Genomic DNA, 19066 nt, shown 5'->3' with positions numbered 1-19066 from the left:
TCAAACTGCTGAAACATCTTCAGAACCAGACCGCTCCCTTTGAAGTTATATAATCATTTTTTTGAAAAAAACAGCAATATGCAAAGTATTAATCCAAATTAAGGTTAGCTTTGCACTGGTTGCATTTTACAACCCCCCGAAAAACTTTGTTGCCACAATCGGGACAAAAATAGCGGGTCTCTTCATCTTGAACCCATTTCTCAGTACCAAACTTTCTTCTATAAGGGACAGATCGTAAAATTACTTTTTTTCCAACAGCCATTGAAAAATTATCAATATATTGGCAGGGAAATTCATCGCATTGATGACATCCTGTGTAGCCTTAATAAAGACCACAAGGTGAAATGAAATCCGGGTTTGTTGTCATGCCTTTAATCCTTTCTTGTTTTTTAGTCCATTAATATTATTTCCCTGGTAATAAAAAAAACAACTTTTTTTAAAAAAAGATCAAACATCGCGAATTTAAGTTCGTGCCAGCGCGTAACATTTGCTTGCCGTATCATATTTTACCATGCCATGCCGTGATGAATTGATCATGTGCCGGGATATCTCGGATGGATTAAGGCGCAATTTTTCACTGATATCGTTTGTTGAAAGGGGAGTGTCTTTTAAAAGCAGCATGATCTGGCTGACTGCCAGTTTGTCTGCAATTGTTTCATCAAACAATCTGTCCAGATCTTTGCCGGCAAAAAAATTATCATATGCTTCTTCACTTCTGACAGGTATTCTCAGGCGCTCTCTTTCCCAAAGTTTAATGTATGGAATCATTTTTCCAACAGCTTCGAGTTTAAATGCCAGTTCTTTTTTGTCCATTCCTTCGCTTGTGCCAAGAGGCCCTAATTGCTTTATCTTGCGGCTGAATTCATTCATGATATCTGCAAAACGGATTCCTTCACCTGCAGATACCCATTCAAGCCTGAATCTTTCAGGGTTGATCCCTATATGTTCCAATAGCTTTATGCATATTTTGGACATGATTAATGCATCATAATTGCCCTCGGGATTATAATGGCAGTCATTCAAATGGCAACCACCTACAAACACTCCGTCTGATCCATTGGAAAATGCCCGTAGTATAAATTTCAGATCGACTCTGCCGGAACACATTAATCGTACAACCCTCAGATAAGGAGGGTATTGAAACCGGGATACCCCGCAAAGATCCGCTCCTCCGTAACAACACCAATTACATAAAAAACCGACTATCCTGGGCGTAGCATTTTTTTGTTTATTCATTTTGAAGTCCTTTTCTTTTTTTGAGTTTGCATGTTTGAGTTTGCCTGTTTTAGTTGGAATGGCTGATTGCGGTTTTGTCAGGCAATTGTCAGCTCAGGATCTGAAAACAGCGCATCAACCTGATGCAAAATTTCCTCATCAGTATAATGTTTTAGAAAGATCGCATCCACAGGACATTTTGCATTACACAGACCGTCCCCTTTGCACAGAACAGGAATAACCTCGGCCTTTTTGCCTTTCGGGGTGTCATGAAATTGTATGGCACCATAGGTACAGGCTGTGATGCATGCTCCGCAGGAGATACATTTGTCTTCATCCACCTCGCAAACAGAACCGGATGCCGTGACCGTGTCTTGTGAGAGAAGCACTGCAGCCCGCCCGGCTGCGCCATATGCCTGGTTAATGGATTCGGATATATGCTTGGGATAATGGGCTGCACCGCAAAGAAAAACGCCTTCTGCGGCAAAGTCAACAGGTCTTAATTTTACATGGGCTTCCTGGTAAAATCCCTCCGGGCTTAACGCCACCTTGAATAATTTGGAGACATCCTCAATGTCTGCCGGGGGGATAACAGCAGCGGACAGAACAAGCAGGTCTGCGTCCAATTCAATTTGCCGGCCTAAAACAGGATCTGGAACGGTTACTCTTAAAACAGGCCGACCGCTTTGATCCACAGCTTCCACCACGGGTTTGTCATTTTGAGTATAACGGATGAACCGTATATCTTTTTGAGCCGCTTCCCTGTAGTAATCTTCATTAAATCCATATGTTCGCATATCCCTGAACAGAATATAGATCTGCATTTCAGGGTTTATTTCTTTTAATTTTAAGGCGTTTTTTATTGCATGGGTACAGCATATCCGGGAGCAGTAATTTCGTTCCTGGTTTCTGCAGCCCACGCATTGTATCATCACAAGGCTTTCGGCATTGGTAAGCCGCTCATCGTTTTTAAAAATATTTTCTTCCAGATCCAGCTGGGTGAGTACCTGGTCGTTTTGTCCATAAAGGTATTCGTCAGGCTTGTATTCGGCCGCACCTGTGGCAAGGATTGCTGCACCATGTTTGATGGTTTTAATTCTGCCTTCTGTTTCCACTGTGGTGACAAAATTGCCCACATACCCCTCAACATCCTTGATGACAGTCTCATGGGACACATGGATTCCGGGATTTTGATAAACCTGATGTATCAGATCATTCATATAGGCTTGAACATCCATTCCATCAATGGTGGTGTGAAGACGCCGGGCCATTCCCCCCAATTGGGAGTCCTTTTCCAGCAAGTGAACCTCAAACCCCTGGTTGGCAAGACTAAGAGAACCGGTCATGCCAGCCAGACCGCCGCCCACAACTATTGCCGCCTTGTTGACCGGCAGATCAAATTCCTTTAACGGTTCCAGGTGTTTGGTCCGTGATACGGACATCCGAAGTAAATCCTTTGCTTTTTGAGTGGCTTCTTCCGGCTCTTTAGAGTGTACCCATGAGCAATGTTCTCTTATGTTTACCATGTCGTAAAGATATTGATTGATTCCGCCTTCCCTCAAAGTGTCCCGGAATACAGGTTCATGGGTTCTGGGGGTGCAGGCAGCCACGATTACACGGTTGAGGTTTTTTTCTTTTATCATGTCCGTTATTTCCTGGGCGGAATTTGTTGCACATGAAAAGAGCTGTTCCTGGGCATAGACAACATTGGGCAGGGTCAGGGCATACTCAACCACTGAAGGGACATTGACAATTCTGCCGATGTTGGCACCGCAATGGCATACAAAAACCCCAATCTTAAGCTCTTCTCCCGTGATATCCCTTTCTTCCGGATATATCCTTTCTTTGGACAGCCGGCCTTTTCTGTAGGACAGCAGTTCTCCGCACTGGGAACAGGCCCCGCTGGCGGTGAAAACCGATTCAGGGATATCCATGGGACCCTGAAAAGCTCCGCTTACAAAAATGCCCGGCCTGGTGGTTTCAATGGGGTTGGCAGGATTTATTTTGCAGAATCCGTGGGCATTGAGTTCAATGCCGAATTTGTCTGCCAGATACTTATAATCTGCAGGCGGCTCAAGCCCCACAGACAATACCACCATATCAAATTCCTCTTCTTTAACGCCATCCTCGGTCGTTGCGTATCTGAGAGTTACATTTTTGCTTTCCGGGATTTCTCTTCCAACAGATACATAACTTCTGATAAAGCGAATCCCTGGAAGATCTTCCGTTCTCTGGTAGAACCGTTCAAACCCTTTGCTGTAGGATCGGATATCATTGTGGAATATTGTGCATTCAGCTTTTGCATCATGGTCTTTGGTTAAAATCACCTGCTTTTGTGTGTAGGTGCAGCAGACTGCGGAACAATAGCTGTTGTCGCCGGGGGTGACCCGTCTGGAACCAACGCAGTGAATCCAGGCAATTTTGTGGGGATGTTTTTTGTCGGAAGCGCGCAGGATTTCTCCTTCATAAGGCCCTGTGGCGCATAACAGCCGCTCATAGTCAAGGCTGGTTACCACATTCTGCATTATTCCATATCCGTAATCGTTTTTGAGCATGGGGTCAAAAGGCTCAATGCCCAAGGCCAGAACGATGGCTCCTGTATGGACTTCTATGGTCTCAGGTGCCTGGTTAAAATCCAGGGCGTCATTTTTACAGATTCCAAGGCAGATGGTACACCGTTCACCGTCAAGGTAAACACATTTTTCATCTATATAAGGAGTAAGGGGAATTGCCTGGGCAAAGAACATATGAACAGCTTTGTTTTTTGATATGTTCTGATTAAAAGGGTCTGAAACTTCAACCGGACAATATTCCGTACAACTTGTGCAACCCGTGCATTTGTCCTCATCAACGTATCTGGGTTTTTTGATCAGCGTTATCTTAAAATCTCCTGCATTTCCCTCAACATTTTTAATTTCAGTCAAGGTCATGATTTCTATGTTGGGATGGCGTTTGCATTCAAGGAACTTGGGAGATTCAATGCACATGGAGCAGTCATTGGTGGGAAAGGTTTTGTCTAACTGGGCCATCTTGCCGCCGATGGTGGGTGACTTTTCAACCAGGTACACTTTATATCCTGAAGTGGCAAGATCAAGAGATGCCTGAATCCCGCTGATTCCTCCGCCAACGACCATTACGTCGCCAAAATTTTTTTTAACTGATATGTTTTCCATAGTTCACCATTTTTTAAATTGATTGGGGTACGATACCAGGCATTGTGTTGCCAATGCCTGGTTTTGATTTTTTTATCGTATTCAGAATCAGGAATTACTTACAATGCCGCAGAATACTTTTCGAAGATCTTCTTGTGTGATTTCAGGTAAATATTTTGCATCATCATGTTTTATATCCTGGTAATCAAGTTTTTTAGGGTTATTTTTATTCAGACTTGAAACACCATATATGTTTAAGGGAATAGGTATTTTATGGGGCCTTTTTTTTCTGTATGTGTCAAGCCACCGATCGCACTGGTCATGGTCACCGATAAACAGAATATACAAGATATCCTGCTCTTTGATGCTTACCAGCCGATACCCTTTTCCAAGGTTGAATTTGAACACGTTTTTTATCCGCAGATCCTTTTTTCTGGAAAATTTTCCAACATGGGAGATACGGCAGCCTTTGATCAGGGTATCGATAATTTTTTGGGCTCTTAAGGCGGCTATTTTCGGTGCATTGTCCTGATTTGCCATCTGTTGTATGGCTTTTTCCACTTTTGAATGTACCCGTATATTTGCGATCATGATTTTCCCCTTTTACGGTTTATTCGCAGCAGGAGCCGCTGCTGCCGCAAGATCCGCAGCCACCGGCTAATTCAAGTTTTGAAGTAATGTTAAAGCCTGTTCCCGTATACTCTACTTCAACCGGTTTGGCCTGTTCCAGAAGCGATGTTTCCATTATGTAATCCACCCCTTTATGTGTGAAAACCGAATCTTCCGGGGTTACCTTATCCAGGGCCATGGAAAGCGATTGGCCGCTGCAGGTACTTGTAACAAAAATTCTTATCGGCTGGGGATCTTGTTGGTTGTTTTTGAAATATGCACTTACCTGTTCTTGTGCTGATTTGCTGACTGTGATCATATCGAGTATCTCCTTTGATTTGTTAAAAGGGCAAACAGCCTTTTAATTTTGTTTGTTTGTCTGTTCAATTGGATTAAAATTCTCCGGGTGTCCGGTTTATTTGTTCAAGTGTGAAAACAGGGCCGTCCTTGCACACCAGTTCTTTGCCTATGTTGCACCTGCCGCACATTCCGATTCCGCATTTCATCCTGTTTTCAAGACTCATGAGAATCTCCTCATCACTGTAATCAAGGTCTGTGAGAACCGGTCGGGTGAATTTGATCATGACCGGCGGGCCGCAGACTATGGCCATGGTGTTATTGTCATTTCTCGGAACACATTCTTGCACAACCGTCGGGATAAAACCGGTATGGTACGGCCAGTTTTCATCATCTGTTGTGTCCACTGTGATATGCATGTGAATATCATCTCTTTTGTTCCAGTCCGCAAGCTCCTCCCTGTAAAGCAGCATGCCAGGATTTCTTGCTCCATAGACCACGTCAATCTGATTGAAATCTTTGCGTACACCGGGTTGAAGCAGGGTTTTTATCAAGGATCTCAGCGTGGTGAAAGCAAAGCCTCCGCCGATGATAAGCAGGTTTTTGTCTTTCATCTCTTTTAAGGGAAACCCATTGCCAAAGGGACCACGAATGCCCATCTCATCCCCTTTTTTCATGTTGTGCAAAAAAGAGGTTACCTTTCCGGTCTTAAACACGGTGAATTTTACTGCACCTTGTTCGCAGGGAGCCGAGGCAATGCCGATGGGGATTTCTCCCACACAGGGGATGGACAGCATGGCAAACTGACCGGGTGTATAGGAAAAGGCGTTTTCATCTTCTTTGTGATCAAAGATAAAAGTAAAAGTTTTCAGGGACCTGTCATGGGTTTCTGTTTTAATGTCTTCTATTTTTACCGGAAAAGGTTTGTATGGATTTTTCACTTGACCGCCTCCAGCTGGTTCAGGGTTTGACTTATGGTTCTGATGTCAATACCGGCAGGGCAGGAACTGATACACCTGCCACATCCCACGCACATAACTCCATGGCCGTATTTGTCGGGAAAATATTTGAGTTTGTGCATGAATCGGTTTCTAAAGCGCTGCCACCCCTTTTCCCTTGGATTGTGGCCTGAAGCATGGGTTGAATAAAGATCGGACATGCACGAATCCCACAGTTTGATGCGGACACCTTCTTGACCGTCTGTCTCATCTTGAATGTCAAAGCACCAGCAGGTCGGGCAGACAAAGGTGCAGGTGCTGCAGTTGATGCAACCAAAGGCCAGATCTTCCCATATCGGTGCATTGTAAAGATCCAGGGTTTCTAAGTTTGCAATGGTTTTTAAATTTTCCATGACTTTTTGGGGTAAAAAGGCCGGATTGGATGCAATTTTTGCCTCGGCCTCGTGTTTTAATGCATTGATTGTTTCAGCCATGCCCGGATCTGCCGGTGTGAAACCGGCGGTATCGGCAAAGGTTTTGCCTTTTGGGGTAAGGATTTTTCCTGTAAACTCATCTCCTGTATCCACCAGCAAAATATCCAGATACGTTTCATCAAAAGGGCCTGTTCCACAGCTGGTGCTGAAATTGGCAGGGTCTGGATTGTTTTCAGCCAGCCCCACAAGGGTCAGGTTTTTATAATGGTTCATAAAATAGGGGTCTTGAAATTCAGTTGTGTCAAAATTGTACGCCAGCATCCTGATAGCTTTGGCGTCATAGGGCCGGATGCCCACAGCCGCCCTGGAAGGGGAATTTATGGACGGCTGGGACAGACCGGCAGGTATATTCCCCATGCTTGTTCCTTTGAAATGGAACAAAAGTTCGGATTGGGGAAAAACAACTGCCTTTGGGGATAAATAGGTATGGGTATAGTTAAAATCCGGGGGTTCGCCTTTTTCAAGCTCTCTGAAAGTATAGCCGTGCAGGGTTGCTACCGGGCCTGCAAGGGTATAGGTCTCCTGGGCTTTGGCCATGGCTTCTGCCAGGTTGGTTTTATGTATGCTGATCATTTCCATGATATATCCTTTATGTCTGATATGGTTCTAAAGTCTTGGCAAGACTGTAGATGTAAAAATCCGTCACCGGATGAAAGGTTGCGGATCTTCCAGGCTGAATTTGTCCAGCGCAGGCCGCAGTGTTTCATCCATGCCAGCCTCAACCCCGAAATACTGAACACAGTCTTTTATGGTTTTCCGGGTAAAGACTCGTATGGGGATATTCATGGGGCACGCTGCTTCACAGGCCCCGCAGTCCGTACACCGACCGGCGTCGTGAAAGGCCCTGACCAGATGATAGGTCCGTGTATCCACAGGGTCTGTTGTCTTGCCCACCCACTGGGGCCGGGATTCATCCACAAAACAGGTGGGACAATAGCACAGGGGGCATGCGTCCCGGCATGCATAACAGCGGATACAAGTATCAAGCAAATCTGTAAAAAATGCTTTTTTATCATCAGGGTTTAAAGCTTCAATTTTTTCGACATCTTTGAACCGGTCTTGAATTTCGGATTCCGGGACAGCCGGGCCTGCCAGTACATCATGGATAACCGGGTTGTGCCGGATACATGTTCTGCAATTGTCTTGCAGTATCTCTTCTTTCTCAATGGACATTGAACAATTGTCTGTTTTTATCACAATGGTATCATCGTCATCTTCCACAGATACGATATCCAGGCCTTTTGCCGTATTGAGCAGCTTTGTTTTATCTGCAAGCCCGGTGCATGGAACTCCGATGATATACACCTGATCCCTGTTGATTCTGTTTTCAATAAGCTGGGTGACCAGGTTTCTGCTGTCACACCCTTTGACAACAATACCTACCTTGTTTTTCAAGCCGGAAAGATAGTTGGTCAGGTTCATGCGGCAGTTGCAGTTAAACACAAGCTCTTGAGCGTCTTCAATGGTTTTTGCCATAAAAGGCCGGGTCATGTGGGCAAGACTTGCCTGTTGAAATCCGATGACACTGTCCACGGTTTTTTCTTCCAGCAATTGTTTTGCCAGGGTTCTGATATTCTGGGTTATCTTGTTCATCAGGCCACCTCGGGAAGTGTTTTGACAAGGTGGCAGGCAGGGCCTAATTGTGTGATCTCTTCAATCACCTGCCGGGCTATGTCTGCAAACTTGACTCCTTCGGCCGAGGAAATCCATGAAAACTGCAGCCGTCCGGGTTCAAGTCCGGTATATTCCAGCAGTTCCTTGAGCAGGGTAAATTTGCGCCGGGCATAATAGTTGCCTTCAATATAGTGGCAGTCTCCTGGATGGCATCCTGATATCCAGACGCCGTCCGCACCGTTGCGGATTGCATGGAGGATCATTTTTGCAGATACCCGGCCGGAGCAGGGAACCCTGACGATTCTCATGTTAGCGGGGTATTGGAACCGGCTGACACCGGCTAAGTCGGCAGCGCCATAGCTGCACCAGTTGCACAGAAAAGTGATGATTTTGGGTTCAAATTCTTTCATATTAATAGCTCCGGTTAAAAGGCATGATCAATCATGGCCATGATCTGTTCTTCTTCAAATCCCTTGAGCCCTGCAGCTCCCGAGCGGCAGGAGGCCACACACACTCCGCATCCTTTGCAAAGCACGGAATTTACAGCGGCTTTTCCCTGGTCCCGACCTTCTTCAATAAAGAAGGGGGCATTGTAGGGGCACACCTCAATGCAGACTCCGCAGGAACTACAGATGGTTGTGTCTACGGCAGCGGTGTTGCCAAGGGTTTTGATCTGTGTTTTGGCAAAAAGCCGGCTTACTCCGGCAGCAGCTGCCTGGGCCTGGGCAATGGATTCGTCAATGGGTTTGGGATAATGGGCAAGCCCGCACAAAAATACCCCGTCCACGGCAAAATTTGACGGGGCCAGTTTGACATGGGCTTCTGCAAAAAAACCGTCACTGTCCATGGGCACCTTGAACATTTGTGCAAGGGCGTCGTCCCGGCGGGACACAACAGCACTGGCTAATACCAGAAGATCGGTTTTGATCAGAACAGGGGATTTGAGGATGTGGTCGGTTACAACAATATCAAGGTGTTTGCCGCCTTTTGTGACCATGGGTTTGTTGTTCTGATCATACCGGATAAAAATAACGCCTTTTTCTCTGGCCTCCTGGTATAGCAGTTCCTTTTCGCCATAGGTGCGGATATCCCTGTACAGAACATATACGTCCATTTTTGGGTTGATTTGTTTTAAATGAAGAGCGGATGTAATGGAATGGGTGCAGCATATCCTTGAACAATAGGGCCTGTCCGGTTGTCTTGATCCCACGCATTGGATGAATACCGCTGTTTTTGCAGTCATGATGCAGGGATTTTCCTGCATGATTCCGTTGTCCAGCTCCAGACCGGTCATTACTCTGGGATCTTTTTTGTACATGTATTCGTCGGGTTTGTATTCGGCCGCTCCTGTGGCAATTATGGCGGCTCCGTGTTCCACAACGGTTTCGCCTGAATCCGTGGTCAACGTGGTTGTAAAATTTCCCACAAAGCCCTTGACTTCGGACAACTGGGTTTCAAGGTGTACTTGAATATTTGTATGGGTCATAACGGAACAACGCATGGTCTCTAAAGCCTCTTGAACATCAGCACCGGTTGAGGTTTTAAAAATATGGAGGGCTTGTCCTCCCAGCCGGTTTTCTTTTTCCACAAGATCCACGCTAAAGCCCTGGTTTGCCATGGACAATGCTGCCGTCATGCCGGAAATACCGCCGCCAATGACCAGAAGCCCTTTGTTGATGGAAAGGCTTTCTTCTTTGAGTGGCGTAAAAAGCGCCACCTTGGATACGGCCATTGCAACGCTGTCCATGGCTTTTTGGGTTGCTTGCTCAGGGTTATCTTTGTGAACCCAGGAGTTGTGGTTCCTGATGTTCACCATTTCAAACAGGTATTTGTTCAAGCCTGCACAGGCAAGTGTCTCCTGGAAAAGCGGTTCATGGGTTCTGGGGCTGCAGGCGGCCACGACCACCCGGTTAAGATTTTTGTCCCGGATGATACCGGAGATAATCTCCTGAGCGTCCTGTGAGCAGGAATAAAGGTTGTCATCGGCAAATTCCACAAAGGGCAGGGCAGCAGCATAGTCCCGAACAGCAGGTACATCCACCACGCCGCTTATATTAATGCCGCAATGGCAGACAAATACACCGATTCTGGGCACCTCACCTGTGATATCCCTTTCCGGGATTTCTTCAATGGTTTTCACAAGGCTGCCCCGGGCTTCGGACACGGCAGTTCCGGCACACAGGGCGGCTGAACCGGCTTCGATCACTGATTGCGGAATGTCTTTGGGCCCCTGGAAGGCCCCGCACACATAAATACCGTCCCGGCTTGTGGCAGTGGGAGTAAAAGATTGGGTTTTGCAAAATCCCTGGTCGGTAAGTTCAATTCCGATTTTTTCGGCAAAGGTTTTGGTTTTCTTATCAATTTCCATGCCCACGGACAAGACGACTATATCCACTTCTTCTCTTGATAATTCGCCTGTTTCATCATCAAAATAGACAAGTGTTTGCATTGGGTTGTCCAGGGACTGGTTGACCGAATGGACCCTGCAACGGACAAACCGGATATCATGCTTGTCTTTTGCTTCATTGAAGCAGGCCTCAAATCCTTTGCCGTGGGTTCGCATGTCCATATAGAAAATGGTGCATGATAATGCCGGGTCATGCTCTTTGGCGATGATGGCCTGCTTGATGGCATACATGCAGCAAACAGATGAACAATGTGCATTATCGCATTGATTGACGTCACGGGACCCAACACATTGCAGCCAGGCAATGCTTTTTGGGGTTTCGTGGTCGGACATGCGCACAATGTGGCCCTGGTTGGGGCCGGATGCTGAAAGCAGGCGCTCAAATTCAAGGGAGGTCACCACATTTTTTGAGGCAGCCCATCCATAAACAAGAGAATCTTGCGGATGAAAAGGTTTAAAACCGGGTGCCAGTATCACAGAACCCACATTGATGGTATGGGTCTTGTCCGTGTCTTCATAATTGATGGCATCCGCCGGGCAGACTTTCTCGCAGTTACCGCATTTATCCCGGGTCAGTTTGATGCAGTTCTCAGGATCAATAACATATTTCAACGGGACAGCCTGGGCATAAGGAACATAAATCGCCTTGCGTTTGATCAGCCCTTCGTTGTAAATGTCGTCCACTTTTTTGGGGCACTTTTCCACGCAGGCACCGCAGCCCAAGCATTTGTCCATGTCGACATACCTGGCTTTCTGGAAGATATCCACCATAAAATCGCCTTTTTCACCGCGGATATCCAGAATGGATGCCAGAGTGACAAGTTCGATATTGATATGCCTTCCCACTTCCACAAGCTTGGGTGACATGATGCACATGGAACAGTCGTTAGTGGGAAAGGTTTTGTCCAGTTGGGCCATGACCCCGCCTATGGCAGGGCTTTGTTCAACCATGTATACATAAAATCCCGAGTCGGCAAGGTCAAGGGCGGCCTGGATTCCGGCAATGCCGCCTCCGGCAACAAGGACCGACCCAAGGGGATGTTTGGAGTTCATATGAAATTCTCCTTGGAAAAATTGTTTTTTGTTTTTACAGTCCGTATTCTGCCAGGTCAGGTCCCAGATAGATTCGTTCGTTTTCACCAAGAATCCCCATGGAAAGACAGATCAGGGTCCACAAGTGAACCGTGTGGTAGTTTCCGTCATGGGCATGGGCTAAGTCTTCAATCTGTGCATGACAATTATGGCAGGGGGTAACCACATAAGTGGCACCTGTTGCCATGATCTGCTCGAATTTTGTTCTTCCGTATTGCCTTCGCTCATCGGTATATCCGGCCTGTAGGGCACCGCCACCGCCACCGCAGCAGTAGTTGTTGGATTTGCCCGGCATCATTTCAACAAAATTTTCTTCTCCCACAACTTGTTTGACAACAAATCTCAAGTCATCTGCAAATCGGTCGCCAAGGGATTTTCTCACCACATTACACGGGTCCTGGGCCGTAAATTTGATGCCGGTTTTGTTCCAGTCTGAATTGACATCAAGTTTGCCTTCCCTAATCCATTGGGCATAGTATTCAACAATGTGTCGAAATTCGAATTTGTGGGGGATGTTAAAGCGTTGAAGTCCGCTCCAGACAGCATAAAAGGAATGTCCGCACTCGGTGTTTACAAAGACTTTGCACCCCAGGTTGTCGATATGTTCAGCCTGGGCACGGATGATTTTTTCCCAGGACGGGTCATCGGCAAGAAACATGCAATAATTTTCACCGCCCCAGTACTCTGAGTAATAGGTCCAGTCAGCACCTGCTTTGTGAAGGATTTTCCATAAGGGGAGCAGTTCGTCCGGTTCTGTTACAGGCTCTCTTGAGTTCTGGTTCAGGGCAAAATAGGCGCCTTCCCGGTCGATATTCACCTCAAGATCTTCAAATCCTTCCTGCTCCCGGCACTCTTCGGCCAAGTCATCCACGGTGAATTTAAAATCCTCAAGCGGAACACCCATGGCACCGCCCCCTGAATTGATATGGTGATCGCAGGAGGCTAAAATTCCTTTTGGCCGCTCTTGCCTGGGCCACTGGGAGCGCAGGTAAAAAACAAGCTGGGGAATGTTGAGTTTCATGGGGCAGACATCATAGCACCGGTTGCACATGGTGCAAGCCCATAACCAGGGATGGCGTTCCAGTTCTGTATCCATGCCTAAAACAGCCATACGCAAAAATTTTCTGGGGTCCATACTCATCAGGCCCGTGGCAGGACAGCCGCTTGAGCAGGCACCACAGGTCAGGCAGGCACTTAAATTGCCGTCAGGGATCAGTTCTTTGACCTTTTGCCTGATTCCATTATTATTTTTATTGAGTTGCAGTATATCCAGCATAATATATCCCTCCAAGGATGAATTAAATTCAATTTAAAACCCATGAACCTGTAAGGGGGGAACCAATTGTATGCCGAATATGGATCAGAAGGCAGTCACAGCTTCCCCAAAACACAATTGCATCTGCCAGGCACGGGCAGTGCTTTTTTCAAACACTCAGTGTCTTTTGGGAAAGTGGCGCATTTTTTTCTCCGTTAAAATTGTGTGGCCTGCCAAATTCTTTCGTTTGAATGGCACAGCCAGTATGTTGCACATTAATATCCTCGTTTGAATATAAAAAAGCTTTGGATTTAGCAAATTGATAATATAAATCATTTAAGTCGTAATTATAGAAATATATAATAACATATATTGTTTTTGATGATTAGTTTATGCGTTTAGCAAAAGTTTTAAAGTTCTTTTTAAAAACTGCAACAAGATGCAGGAGGATTCGCCTGTCCGGTTAATTCGCTCTTTTTTTATTTGACAAACAAAAACAAATCCTTAATTTTCAGCCAGATTTATTTTTTTATAAGAAAGTCTTGAAAAAATCATAAGAAGACTTTCAATTTTCGTTGCAGGCAAATCTTAAATAAAAAACCGGATTTGCCTGTGGCAGTTATTAAAAAGGAGAAAATATGCCTGACTTAACAGCGATTATGGAAACAAGCAAAGGTACGATAAATATAAAATTATTTGCCGACCAGACCCCCCTTACCTGCAGTAACTTTGCAAATCTTGCAAAAAGAGAATATTATAACGGCCTTAAATTTCATCGTGTTATTGCCGACTTCATGATCCAGGGTGGATGCCCATACGGAACAGGAATGGGTGATCCTGGTTATAAATTTAAAGATGAATTTAAAAAAGACCTCAAGCATGACAAACCCGGCATTCTTTCAATGGCAAATGCAGGTCCTGGAACAAACGGCAGCCAGTTTTTTATCACTCATGGCCCAACTCCTCATCTTGACGGCATGCACACGGTGTTTGGTGTGGTTGAAAGTGATGAAGACCAGAAAGTTGTGGACAGCATTGCCCAGGGTGATACCATTGATAAAATAACCATTAAAGGAAATGTAGGTTCACTGTTCAAACAGGTGAAACCTCAGTTGGATGAATGGAATAAAATTATCACAAAACAATTTCCCAAACTGCCCAAAGCCTGAAAAAAATCCTGTCACAAATCAACAGGGTTACACTGTATAAAAAAAAGCCGGATCTGTGCATCACAGTTCCGGCTTTTTTTGTCAAAAAATGATCGTTATTCCATGTCCAGAAAAAAAGGGATGATATGAAGTGAGTTGCTGTTTTCTTCAGTATCGCCCAATTGCCAGTTTTTTATCTTAATTCCTTTGTCTTCAATTTTTTTTATCATACCCTTTATATTGATCAAAGGATGGCGGATAAAAACATTGGGAAGACCGTATGTAAGGCTGCACACCAGGCATTTTCCAGGTCTCTTGATAAGGTTGAATGCTAAAACAATCCGTTTGTTATGGGCAGAGATGAATTCAAGCCGGATATCATATGCACCATCTGATGCATCCCCATAAAGTGCCTCAAAAAACTTGTCACTGGTTTCTTTTGGTAGAAGCGTGTCAAGATAATCTTGTGTAAATAATTGTTTTAATACAGCTTGATTCATTATAATTTTAATCCTTTTTGGGCTAATTGTTTCAAAAAATAATAAGCCATCATTTTTTAATGACGGCTACGGGCAGATCCGATATTTTATTTAAGATTTGCCTACAACAAAGATTGAAAATCTTTGTGTGAAATTGTAAGACTTTTTTATAAAACCTTAAGGGGAAAATCAAGATTAAAAATTAATGCCGGATCTGTACATGCATTATTCGGATTGTACCCTGAAGTCATTTGTGCTAAATTAAAATCCATGTCGCCCAATCGGTCGGGATAAGGATGTTGAAATGGCTGTCAAACTAAGGTGTCCGGATTATAGATCAAGTTTTACGGCTGCGTCAGAGGTTGTGACTGCAACATTCCGGCATTGCATCGTTTCAAATAGTACAAAATGGTGAATCATTTTACAATCACGTAATTTTTTATTAACGGAATTCTGATTCATGAAACATATCAAACTCTCAAAAGGATTTAAAACACAGCTTGCCGGGATACCGGATCTGAGTATTATTCATATGCCGGAACCTGAAACCATAGCTGTATCAGCAATGGATATCCCGTATATCCGTCCAAAACTTCTGGTAAAGGAAAATGATCCTGTAAAAACAGGGACGCCACTTTTTTGCGATAAACGCAATACGAGTGTTGTTTATGTGTCACCTGGAACAGGAACTGTCAAGCAGATTGTTTTCGGGGAAAGACGGCGATTAAAAGAAGTTGTCATTTGTCTTGAAAAAAAAGATGAGTTTATCCGGTTTGACCCCTTGTCTTCAGATAGTATTCAAAAAATTGGTATACCCCAAATCATAGAGCAGCTTCAGCAAGGCGGTCTCTGGCAGTGTTTCCGGGAATTTCCCTCAAAAGATACAGCCGGTCAAACCAATGAACCACCCATGATTATTGTTTCTTTAAACGGGAATGATCCTTTTTCCCCTGAGCCTTGGGCGGTGCTTGAAAATGAAACAGCCACCTTTGAACTGGGTATAAAACTTTTAAAACGGTTTTCAAAACAGATCATAGTGACTTCAAGGCAAAGCAGCCTGGAAAGATTGAATGGATTTAAAAAACATATCACCCATACGGTTCCCGATTTTTATCCTGCATGGGATCCGGGTGTGGTTCTTTATCATTTGAAAACATCCCAAGAAGATAACCTTTCCTGGTGCATTTCAGCAGAACACCTTATACTGGTGGTAAAATTTCTTTTAACCGGTACATATCCTGTTAAAAGGGTGGTAACCGTTACCCGGCCAAAGGATAAAAAACCCCATATCATTATTCGTCAGGGTACATCCGTTAAAAATCTTGTGGGGCGCATAGAGGATAACAATATTATAACAACGGGCCGGTTCAACGGCAGATCAGTTGATCCCCAATCCCACATTGGTTTTTTTGACACTACCTTGAACCTTATTCCTGACCCTCAAAAAGAGCAGTTCTTAGGGTTTATTCAACCCGGGTTAACCAAACCCACGGTGTCCAAAACATTTTTATCCTGTCTGACCCGTACTCCTAAAGATCTTGACTGCACCCTTCATGGTGAGCAAAGAGCCTGTATTAATTGCGGGTATTGCACCAAAATCTGTCCGGTTGACCTGATGCCCAATTTTATCATGAAGGCTTTGATGAGCGATGATATTGAAGATGCCTTGAGTTACGGGCTTCTGGATTGCTGCCGGTGTGGCCTGTGTTCCTATGCCTGTCCCTCAAAAATAGAATTGACAAAAATTTTGTCCGATGGAATGGACTCTCATTACAAGGATAAACAATAGGTTATGAATCCGTTAAGAAAACTGATAGATTCCAGCGCAAAGCATTTTACAGGTTCGGGAAAATTCAACCGGCTGGAACCGCTTTTTGATGCCACAAAAACCTTCTTTTTTTTACCGTCATCCAAAAACAAGCATACGCCGTTTGTCAGGGACAGCCTTGACCTGAAACGGTATATGAGTTTTGTTATTTTGTCCCTGCTTCCGGTCACCTTGTTTGGTATGTACAATACAGGGTATCAGATCGGTATTGCCAACGGAGAATCCTACACAATTCTCCATGCGTTTCTTTTAGGAGCCCGATATGTAGTTCCCATTATCCTTGTCAGTTATGCTGTGGGATTTTTCTGGGAGACCCTGTTTGCTTCCATCCGCAAGCATTCGATCAGTGAAGGGCTTCTTGTAACTGGGCTTTTGTTTCCACTGACCCTGCCGGCCACCATTCCTTTATGGCAGGTGGCATTAGGGATTTCATTCGGTGTTGTGATCGGCAAAGAGGTTTTTGGCGGTACAGGCAGGAACATATTAAATCCAGCCTTGACCGGGAGAGCTTTTTTGTATTTTTCATACCCAATCTCCATTTCCGGTGATGTCTGGGTGGCGGCTGCAAATTCTGTAGATGGTATCAGCAGGGCGACCCCCCTGGCAATTTTAGCCCCGGAAGGTGAAAAAATAACAACTGCTCTGGCTGGTTCAGGATACACATTATCCAGTCTTTTCTGGGGCCTGATACCGGGAAGTATCGGCGGAACGTCAGCTGCATGCTGTCTTGTCGGTGCCCTGTTTCTTATCATCACCAGGATTGCCAACTTTAGAATTATTATAGGCGGCATTGCCGGATTAATTGTGACAGCCGTTATTTTTCATTTGATTCCGGGAGGCAGTAATTCCTGGGCTGATGCCGGTCCGCTGTACCATCTTTGTGCAGGCGGATTTCTTTTCGGTATCTCGTTTATGGCCACAGACCCTGTCAGTGCGCCCGGCACGAATCCTGGAAGATGGATATTCGGATTTCTTATCGGTTTTTTGACCGTTACCATAAGGGTTGCCAATCCGGCATTTGTCGAAGGCATAATGCTTGCCATTATTTTTATGAATGTGTTTGCTCCTTTGCTGGATCATATCGTGATTAAATATATTGCATCAAAAAGGATACCAAATGTCTGAGAAAACAGATAAAAACAGCAAAAAGAATGTTATTTTGTTTGCCCTGCTGCTTTCTGTCATCTGCAGTCTGATGATCACGGCTGCCGCAGTCGGGTTAAAAGGATTTCAAATGGTCAACATGGAACTGGATCGAAAAACCAATATCCTTAAATCCGTTGATTTGATCGGCACAAAAAAAATCTCTAAAGAAAAGATCAACAGTCTTTATGATGCCCACATCAAAGAGGTTATGGTGGACAAACAAGGACAGATCATTGAAACTTATGTTTCAAATTCCTTGAGCCTGTATCTTTATGTGGATAACGAGGCGATAAAGGGCTATATCCTTCCCATCAACACCCGGGGGTTATGGGGAAAAATACAAGGATATCTTGCCTTTGAAACCGATGGCCGAACCGTGTCGGGATTTTCGGTTTTCAGCCATTCGGAAACTCCAGGCCTTGGCGGCGAGATAGAAAGCGCATGGTTCAGGAAAAATTTTAAAGGCAAAAAAATATTAAACGCGCAGAATCAATTTGTTTCCGTGGGTATTGCCAAAGGAAAGGCGCAAGATCTTCCAAGGGATCTGCAGGAGCATTATGTGGATGGGATTTCAGGGGCGACGCTGACCGGTAAATATTTGTCGGAAGGCATAAAAAAGACCCTGGTTTCTTATGATCCCGTATCCATTACCTTCAGGCAAAGACAGCTTAAAGCCAAAAAAGACGCGCAATCGGAAAATACAAACCCAAAGGATATGAACCCAAAGGATCTAAAATAACTCAAAAGGATAGTATCAATGTCGGAAGAAAAAACAAACTATAAGGAAATCCTGGCAAAAGGCATATGGAAGGAGAATCCAGTTGGCTACCAGATATTAGGTATTTGTTCCGCACTTGCCGTTACCGTCAAAATGTCGACTTCTATTGTCATGGGAATTGCCTTGACACTGGTCACAGCCTTTTCGAGCCTGCTGATTTCTCTTTTAAGAAAAAAAATTCCGTCCAATATCAGGATCATTGCAGAGCTTGCCATTATTGCGTCCCTTGTTATTGTCACCGATCAGATTTTGAAGGCTTTTTTCTATGATATTTCCAAGCAATTGTCGATTTTTGTAGGGCTTATCATTACCAATTGTATTGTTCTTGGAAGAGCAGAGTCGTTTGCCCTTGCCAATAAACCGTTTGATTCTTTTGTTGACGGGCTTGGAAACGGACTGGGCTACAGCCTGGTTCTTGTCTGTGTAGCGTTTTTAAGAGAGCTTTTAGGGTCGGGTAAATTTTTCGGATTCAATGTTATTCCGCAATTCATATTTGATGCCGGATATCAGAACATGGGTTTGATGGTGCTGGCACCCGGTGCTTTTTTTATTATCGGTTTGCTGGTATGGCTGAAAAACAGTCTGCCCGGAATATCAAAGGAAGAAAGGTAGGA

General features: G+C 44.7%; 16 protein-coding genes. 5 read left to right on the top strand and 11 right to left on the bottom strand.

Going from position 1 to position 19066, the window contains the following annotated elements:
- Positions 1-462: 462 nt before the first annotated feature.
- The 10 genes from BLT94_RS22535 to BLT94_RS12660 form a co-directional block, all read right to left on the bottom strand.
- The gene (locus tag BLT94_RS22535) at positions 463-1236 is read right to left on the bottom strand and encodes a hydrogenase iron-sulfur subunit (protein WP_092234712.1); all 774 of its coding nucleotides are present in this window, start codon (positions 1234-1236) and stop codon (positions 463-465) included.
- A 77-nt stretch (positions 1237-1313) separates the two neighbouring features.
- Entirely contained in the window at positions 1314-4388 is a 3075-nt protein-coding gene (locus BLT94_RS12700) for an FAD-dependent oxidoreductase (protein ID WP_092234710.1), read from the bottom strand.
- An 87-nt stretch (positions 4389-4475) separates the two neighbouring features.
- Positions 4476-4958 (bottom strand): hypothetical protein, encoded by a 483-nt coding sequence (locus BLT94_RS12695; RefSeq protein ID WP_014958253.1) that lies wholly within the window; start codon positions 4956-4958, stop codon positions 4476-4478.
- A gap of 19 nt (positions 4959-4977) precedes the next feature.
- On the bottom strand, positions 4978-5295 hold the full coding sequence (locus BLT94_RS12690; protein WP_092234708.1) for an IscA/HesB family protein: 318 nt from the start codon (positions 5293-5295) through the stop codon (positions 4978-4980).
- A 73-nt stretch (positions 5296-5368) separates the two neighbouring features.
- Positions 5369-6214 (bottom strand): FAD/NAD(P)-binding protein, encoded by an 846-nt coding sequence (locus BLT94_RS12685; protein ID WP_092234706.1) that lies wholly within the window; start codon positions 6212-6214, stop codon positions 5369-5371.
- Complete coding sequence (locus tag BLT94_RS12680; RefSeq protein ID WP_092234704.1) at positions 6211-7284, bottom strand: 4Fe-4S dicluster domain-containing protein; 1074 nt, start codon at positions 7282-7284, stop codon at positions 6211-6213. Before BLT94_RS12680 ends, BLT94_RS12685 begins: the two co-directional genes overlap by 4 nt.
- Positions 7285-7347: 63 nt before the next feature.
- On the bottom strand, positions 7348-8298 hold the full coding sequence (locus BLT94_RS12675) for a 4Fe-4S binding protein (RefSeq protein WP_092234702.1): 951 nt from the start codon (positions 8296-8298) through the stop codon (positions 7348-7350).
- Positions 8298-8729 carry a hydrogenase iron-sulfur subunit gene (locus tag BLT94_RS12670; protein WP_092234700.1) on the bottom strand — a complete coding sequence of 144 codons (432 nt, stop codon included), beginning with the start codon at positions 8727-8729 and terminating at the stop codon, positions 8298-8300. Before BLT94_RS12670 ends, BLT94_RS12675 begins: the two co-directional genes overlap by 1 nt.
- Positions 8730-8743: 14 nt before the next feature.
- The gene (locus tag BLT94_RS12665) at positions 8744-11779 is read right to left on the bottom strand and encodes an FAD-dependent oxidoreductase (protein ID WP_092234698.1); all 3036 of its coding nucleotides are present in this window, start codon (positions 11777-11779) and stop codon (positions 8744-8746) included.
- Positions 11780-11813: 34 nt separating this feature from the next.
- Positions 11814-13094 carry a (Fe-S)-binding protein gene (locus BLT94_RS12660; protein ID WP_092234696.1) on the bottom strand — a complete coding sequence of 427 codons (1281 nt, stop codon included), beginning with the start codon at positions 13092-13094 and terminating at the stop codon, positions 11814-11816.
- A 617-nt stretch (positions 13095-13711) separates the two neighbouring features.
- Between BLT94_RS12660 and BLT94_RS12650 the strand changes: the two genes are divergently transcribed.
- The gene (locus BLT94_RS12650; protein ID WP_092234692.1) at positions 13712-14242 is read left to right on the top strand and encodes a peptidylprolyl isomerase; all 531 of its coding nucleotides are present in this window, start codon (positions 13712-13714) and stop codon (positions 14240-14242) included.
- Positions 14243-14337: 95 nt separating this feature from the next.
- Here BLT94_RS12650 and BLT94_RS12645 read toward each other — a convergent pair whose 3' ends face one another.
- A complete protein-coding gene (locus tag BLT94_RS12645) occupies positions 14338-14721 on the bottom strand; it encodes a pancreas/duodenum homeobox protein 1 (protein ID WP_092234690.1) in 384 nt (127 codons plus the stop codon).
- A 439-nt stretch (positions 14722-15160) separates the two neighbouring features.
- Between BLT94_RS12645 and BLT94_RS12640 the strand changes: the two genes are divergently transcribed.
- The 4 genes from BLT94_RS12640 to nqrD are packed head-to-tail and all read left to right on the top strand — an operon-like array spanning position 15161 to position 19064.
- A complete protein-coding gene (locus BLT94_RS12640; RefSeq protein WP_092234688.1) occupies positions 15161-16489 on the top strand; it encodes a 4Fe-4S dicluster domain-containing protein in 1329 nt (442 codons plus the stop codon).
- A gap of 3 nt (positions 16490-16492) precedes the next feature.
- Positions 16493-17653, top strand: a complete 1161-nt coding sequence (locus tag BLT94_RS12635; protein WP_092234686.1) for an NADH:ubiquinone reductase (Na(+)-transporting) subunit B — start codon at positions 16493-16495, stop codon at positions 17651-17653.
- Entirely contained in the window at positions 17646-18413 is a 768-nt protein-coding gene (locus BLT94_RS12630; RefSeq protein ID WP_092234684.1) for an FMN-binding protein, read from the top strand. The genes BLT94_RS12635 and BLT94_RS12630 overlap by 8 nt, the downstream gene beginning before the upstream one ends.
- Positions 18414-18431: 18 nt before the next feature.
- Positions 18432-19064, top strand: a complete 633-nt coding sequence (gene nqrD / locus BLT94_RS12625) for an NADH:ubiquinone reductase (Na(+)-transporting) subunit D (protein ID WP_092234681.1) — start codon at positions 18432-18434, stop codon at positions 19062-19064.
- The last annotated feature ends 2 nt before the right edge of the window (positions 19065-19066 follow it).

The sequence above is a fragment of the Desulfobacula phenolica genome (genome assembly GCF_900105645.1).
Taxonomy (GTDB): Bacteria; Desulfobacterota; Desulfobacteria; order Desulfobacterales; family Desulfobacteraceae; genus Desulfobacula; species Desulfobacula toluolica.
Note: the sequence above shows the minus strand (reverse complement) of the source record. Positions and strands in the feature narration are given on the sequence as shown.

Excerpts from the sequence above, each read along its gene's own strand:
- BLT94_RS22535 (WP_092234712.1), bottom strand. The coding sequence starts at position 1,236 with ATGAATAAACAAAAAAATGCTACGCCCAGGATAGTCGGTTTTTTATGT.
- BLT94_RS12700 (WP_092234710.1), bottom strand. The coding sequence starts at position 4,388 with ATGGAAAACATATCAGTTAAAAAAAATTTTGGCGACGTAATGGTCGTT.
- BLT94_RS12695 (WP_014958253.1), bottom strand. The coding sequence starts at position 4,958 with ATGATCGCAAATATACGGGTACATTCAAAAGTGGAAAAAGCCATACAA.
- BLT94_RS12690 (WP_092234708.1), bottom strand. The coding sequence starts at position 5,295 with ATGATCACAGTCAGCAAATCAGCACAAGAACAGGTAAGTGCATATTTC.
- BLT94_RS12680 (WP_092234704.1), bottom strand. The coding sequence starts at position 7,284 with ATGGAAATGATCAGCATACATAAAACCAACCTGGCAGAAGCCATGGCC.
- BLT94_RS12675 (WP_092234702.1), bottom strand. The coding sequence starts at position 8,298 with ATGAACAAGATAACCCAGAATATCAGAACCCTGGCAAAACAATTGCTG.
- BLT94_RS12670 (WP_092234700.1), bottom strand. The coding sequence starts at position 8,729 with ATGAAAGAATTTGAACCCAAAATCATCACTTTTCTGTGCAACTGGTGC.
- BLT94_RS12665 (WP_092234698.1), bottom strand. The coding sequence starts at position 11,779 with ATGAACTCCAAACATCCCCTTGGGTCGGTCCTTGTTGCCGGAGGCGGC.
- BLT94_RS12660 (WP_092234696.1), bottom strand. The coding sequence starts at position 13,094 with ATGCTGGATATACTGCAACTCAATAAAAATAATAATGGAATCAGGCAA.
- BLT94_RS12650 (WP_092234692.1), top strand. The coding sequence starts at position 13,712 with ATGCCTGACTTAACAGCGATTATGGAAACAAGCAAAGGTACGATAAAT.
- BLT94_RS12645 (WP_092234690.1), bottom strand. The coding sequence starts at position 14,721 with ATGAATCAAGCTGTATTAAAACAATTATTTACACAAGATTATCTTGAC.
- BLT94_RS12640 (WP_092234688.1), top strand. The coding sequence starts at position 15,161 with ATGAAACATATCAAACTCTCAAAAGGATTTAAAACACAGCTTGCCGGG.
- BLT94_RS12635 (WP_092234686.1), top strand. The coding sequence starts at position 16,493 with ATGAATCCGTTAAGAAAACTGATAGATTCCAGCGCAAAGCATTTTACA.
- BLT94_RS12630 (WP_092234684.1), top strand. The coding sequence starts at position 17,646 with ATGTCTGAGAAAACAGATAAAAACAGCAAAAAGAATGTTATTTTGTTT.
- nqrD (WP_092234681.1), top strand. The coding sequence starts at position 18,432 with ATGTCGGAAGAAAAAACAAACTATAAGGAAATCCTGGCAAAAGGCATA.